Below are 4,522 nucleotides of genomic sequence, written 5' to 3' on the forward strand. Positions count from 1 at the left end.
GATTGGTATAGCAACGTAAGGTCGGGGTGTGCAAGCTTTTTGGGCGTATAGGGGGTATGAAAAAACCGCTGCGGGGAGGTGTTTCCGCAACGGTTTATTCGTACACCACCAGGGACTCGAACCCTGAACCCACTGATTAAGAGTCAGTTGCTCTGCCAATTGAGCTAGTGGTGCTCTGTTGCCTGACGCGTTTTCGGTTTACGATTCAGCGAACGCAACAGAAAATAATCTTAATCCTCCGGCGGCTAAATCGCAAATTGGGGTGTGGTTGCGTTTTTGTGGCAACCGGGAATGGTCGGGTTCACGAGGTGCCATCTGGGATTTACGGCGTAAATTCGGGCAGGCACCTCATGAAACCGGGCGGAACCGGTGGGCGGGGGAGCCGAGTCGGGTGGAACCGGTGAGCGGGGGCCGTCGGCGGAGCCGAGCCGGGTGGAACCGGTGGGTGGAGGCCGTCGGCGGAGCCGAGCCGGGTGGAACCGGTGGGCGGGGGCCGTCGGCGGAGCCGAGTCGGGTGGAACCGGTGGGCGGAGGCCGTCGGCGGAACCTAGTCCAGGTGGTCGACGGCGGTGGGTACCTGAGCACCGTGGCCGAGTTCACGCAAAGCAGCGCGGATTTTCTCGGTATTTTCGCGCAATTCCTCCGCCGTGGCGGCTTTCTTGTACTCGGGGCGCAGGATTTTCAGCGAATCCGTAGGAATCACGTGAATGTGCAGATGCGGTACATCGAAACCCGCCACCGCAATGAAGGCGCGCGGTGCCCCGAAAGCGCGGCATCCGGCCTGGCCGATAATCTGGACGATTTTAGCCAGATGCGCGAGCAAATCCGGGTCGGCATCGAGATAGTTATCGACTTCTTCGCGCGGCACCACCAGCATGTGGCCGGGGGAGCGCGGTTCAATAGTGGCGAAAACGACGCATTTCTCGTCTTGCCAGGCGAAATTCCCGGGCAGTTCGCCGTTGATAATCTTGGTAAATATTGTAGACATATGGGCTTCCTTTCGTTGTTTTCATCATAAGTGATTTTGGATGCGGCGTCCGTTGGTGTTCCATTGGTTCCCGTTATGGACACATTATGGACGCATAAGCCGAGAATTTGGGTATCTTGATGTCGAGTATCCGAAATTTAGAGGAGTCTAGGTTTCCGTTATGGCACCGCAATCTCAAATTATAGAAATAGAGCAGCATTTTCTGAACCTGGCGGCAATGTTTCGTGCCCTGCCGTGACGAATTCAGGAAAAAACGCCTCGATAAGGGACTAAATCAGCCACCTGGTCTTGATTTTTCCTGATTTTGCCACAAAACCCCTCACACAACCCCAAAAACTCCCCGATTTTGCCACAAACCGGACACCCTGCTGTGGAACTCGGGACAAAGTCGCGCGAGCCACGCACTAACCTGCGAAAGCGGTAAAGAATGACCACGATTTGCCGTTCTAGCCGTCGCGCCTTATAACAAACAGCCGAATCTCCCTTGAGCGGTAAGGTCGCAGAGCTTTAGCAAAGGACTTATGTGTCCATAACGGGGGAAGCGATACCTTAAGGTTAAAGGGTGGCTGGAAGTACAAAGAGTTACAAAAGTAAGACCGCCGGGGTGGGGACGGGGTTTCCGCCCTGGTCGCGAGCGGTTTTAGCGCCAGTGGTGCTATTGCTTGGTAAACAGGAGGTTTTCGCTAAACGGGCGATTGCGATGCTGCGCCGCGAGGCGATGACTCTGGCGGAATCGGCGGGGGATTTCGAGCCGCCGGAGGTCACCGAGTTGGATGCGAGCAGTTACGAGGCGGGTTCTCTGGCGCAGCTTTTGTCGCCGTCGTTGTTTGGTGGTAAGCCCCTGGTGGTGGTGTCTGGGCTGGAGGGTGGCTCGGCGGCGTTGCTGGACGATTTGGCGGCGTATTTGGAGTCTTTGATGGGTGCGGCGGCAGGCGCCGGGGGTCGAGGCGCGGCGGGTGCTTCGGGTGCGGCGGCTGGTACGGCGGGTGCTTCGGGTGCGGGTGGTCGGAGTGCTTCGGGCGCAGCGGCTTCACGAGGTGCCAGCCGGGATGGCGACGCGACTGCGGGGGGCGACCCGGAGGCTTATCTGGTGTTGTGGCATGGCGGGGGAGTGCGCGGGAAAAAAGTGCTTGACCTGGTCAAAGGTTTGGCCGGTGGGGCTGGGGGGCGGGGTGCTTCGGTCGCTTCGGGCGCGGCGGCTTCACGAGGTGCCAACCGGGATGGCGGCAAAGGGCCTTGGGCAGCGATTTACTCTTGTGATGATTTGAAGCGTCGCGATGAAAAGCTGAAGTTCTTGACCACAGAGGGAACCCGGTTAGGTCGCAAATTGGAGCCGGCCGCAGCAAATGCGCTGGTGGATGCCCTGGGCGAGGAATTCGGGGAACTGGTGGCGGTAACCGACCAGTTACTCGAGACCGCCGGGAATATGGATTGCCCGCTGCGTCTCGATGACGTGCAGGTTTACTTGAAAGGCCGGGTGGAAACCACCGGTTTTGACATTGCGGATGCAGCCGTTGTGGGTGATGTGTCCGGTGCTTTAGCGAAATTGCGTCATGCCTTGGGAATCGGGGTGGCGCCCGTGGTGATAGTGGCGGCGATGGCTATGAAAATTCGGCAGTTGCTGCAGTTGGCGGCGCCGCCCTCGCGACTGGTGCAAGAGACTGGTCTGCTGGCCGACGTGAAACCGATGAATGACTGGATGGCGCGTAAAATTCGCCCCCTATTAGGGCGCTGGGATGATGCGCGTCTTGGCCGGGCGTTGCGTGCCGTTTCTGTGGCAGATGCGCAGGTCAAAGGCGGGTCGCGCGATGCGGAGTATGCGTTGGAGGCGATGATTTTGGAAGTCTGTCGCTGCGCTAGAAAATAGCCGCGCGGCGGGCGCCTTCGCTAGCTATGCGCTGGGGCGACAATGGGGGAAGGGAAAGCCGGGCAAGGAAAAATGAGCGTAGATTTAAAATGGCACCTCATGAAAGCGGAAGGGCGAGCCTAAGCTGACCGACCAGTGGCGCAGGTAGGCGTAGCGGCCGGCCAGCCACAGGAAGGCCAGGGTGACCACCAGAATTCCGAAAATGCCGTAGCCGGATTCGATCCAGGGGATTTCCGCACCTTGCAGTCGTGAAAAGAACCGCGCCACCCCCAGAATCCAATTCGCGGCCAGCCCGGTGACCTGCGCGGTTACTTCGGTGAGGGGGCTGAACGGGGCGAAAATCAGGGCGCTGGCCGGTTCGAGGAAGGTGGCGAATTGGGCGAGGGTGATGCCGAGGTGAGTGATGGCGGCAAGGGCAACCAAGACGAGGCCGCCGACAGTGACGATGGAAGAGACCGCGCCGGTAAGCAGGTTTGCTGGTAGCGAAAACAACTGGAGTTTTCCGCGTAATATCAACATTAACGGCTGGCAACCGAGTTGCGCTGAAAGCGAAATCGCCAGGGGGAGGGCTAGGAATCGCGGTAAGAACGTCGCCAGCCAGCGCGACAAAGTTTGCCCCAAGGTCACAATCGAAAACGTGGCTACCACCGACAAGGCGAAACCCCAGGACGCCGCCTGCCACGGGTTGACCAGCAGCATTGCCATCACTGCCAGGCTTAAGGCCGCGATACTTTTGGCGGGTCGCGCCAGCGCTAAACCCAGCAGCGTCACGCTGCCCATAGCGGCCGCACGGGTCACCGAGGCGGATCCTTCCAACATCCCCAGGAAAACAATCATCATAGCGCCGGCCGCCGCCACTTGGATGGCTCGCGGGGCGCGGGCGGTGAGGCCAAGAGCCAAACCCAGCAGCACACTCAGGTGCAAGCCGGATACGGCCGTAAGATGTGACAACCCCGCGATTTGCATGGCATCCCGGTCGGACTGGCTCTGATTTTGAGTCAAGCCCAGGGACATGGCACCAATCATGGCGCGGGTTTCCGGGGCAAGGTGCGTTCCCGCCTCGGCGAGGCGGGAACGCACCGCGTTAACAAAGATGAAGCGGCCGCTGGGTGGGGCAATTATGCGGGGAGTTCCGGGGGCTTTAGCCAGCCCCAGGAACTCCCCGCTGGGATCCAAACGGGCTAGACCCGTGCGCAGCGACACCGTTGCTCCCAGCGGGATATCCGCCCAGCCCTTGCCTTTCACCTGCAGTTTTGCCCGGGTGCGATAGGTGCTTCCCCTCCAGGTCAAAAACTTGGCCTGCAGGGTGACGCGGTAGCTTTGGTTGGTATTGCTGGATTTGGGGTTGGTCGCGGTTGGGGTGGTGCTGTTGGCGGGTGGGTTGGTGGGGTTGTGGTTGGGGTTGGTGGGGTTGATTGTGACATTTGTTGCGGTGGCGCTAGCTTCGAAGCGGCGGTCTGGCTGGGGGGTTTTCTCGGCACTGTGACCGAAGGTCATCGGCCGGGGGCTGGTGATAACCTGAGCCTGGATTTCAAAGCGGTGGCTCGGATCCGCGCCAATCGCCGCGAGCGGGTCGCTCGCGGCGATGGCGAGGTTCGCGGCGTGCCCGGCGAAGCCGAGCCCGACCGCGAACGCGGCGAGCGCTGTTAGCGCCGCCGCGGATCCGA

At 60.2% G+C, this 4,522-nt stretch carries 3 protein-coding genes and 1 tRNA gene; 1 reads left to right on the plus strand and 3 read right to left on the minus strand.

What is annotated here, in order from left to right; translation table 11 throughout:
- Positions 1-101: 101 nt before the first annotated feature.
- Positions 102-174, minus strand: a tRNA-Lys gene (locus HMPREF0577_RS00805).
- Positions 175-547: 373 nt separating this feature from the next.
- Positions 548-988, minus strand: coding sequence for an HIT family protein (locus tag HMPREF0577_RS00810; RefSeq protein WP_004011742.1), 441 nt, complete (start codon positions 986-988; stop codon positions 548-550).
- Between the two features lie 562 nt (positions 989-1,550).
- Here HMPREF0577_RS00810 and holA point away from each other — a divergent pair.
- Positions 1,551-2,855 (plus strand): DNA polymerase III subunit delta, encoded by a 1,305-nt coding sequence (gene holA, locus HMPREF0577_RS00815; RefSeq protein WP_112664875.1) that lies wholly within the window; start codon positions 1,551-1,553, stop codon positions 2,853-2,855.
- An 84-nt stretch (positions 2,856-2,939) separates the two neighbouring features.
- On the opposite strand, the gene HMPREF0577_RS00820 is transcribed toward holA, so the two are convergent.
- The coding region (locus HMPREF0577_RS00820; protein WP_004011745.1) for a ComEC/Rec2 family competence protein at positions 2,940-4,522 on the minus strand (1,583 nt) is incomplete at its 5' end.

Origin of the sequence: Mobiluncus mulieris ATCC 35243, assembly GCF_000160615.1 — a bacterium.
Taxonomy (GTDB): Bacteria; Actinomycetota; Actinomycetes; order Actinomycetales; family Actinomycetaceae; genus Mobiluncus; species Mobiluncus mulieris.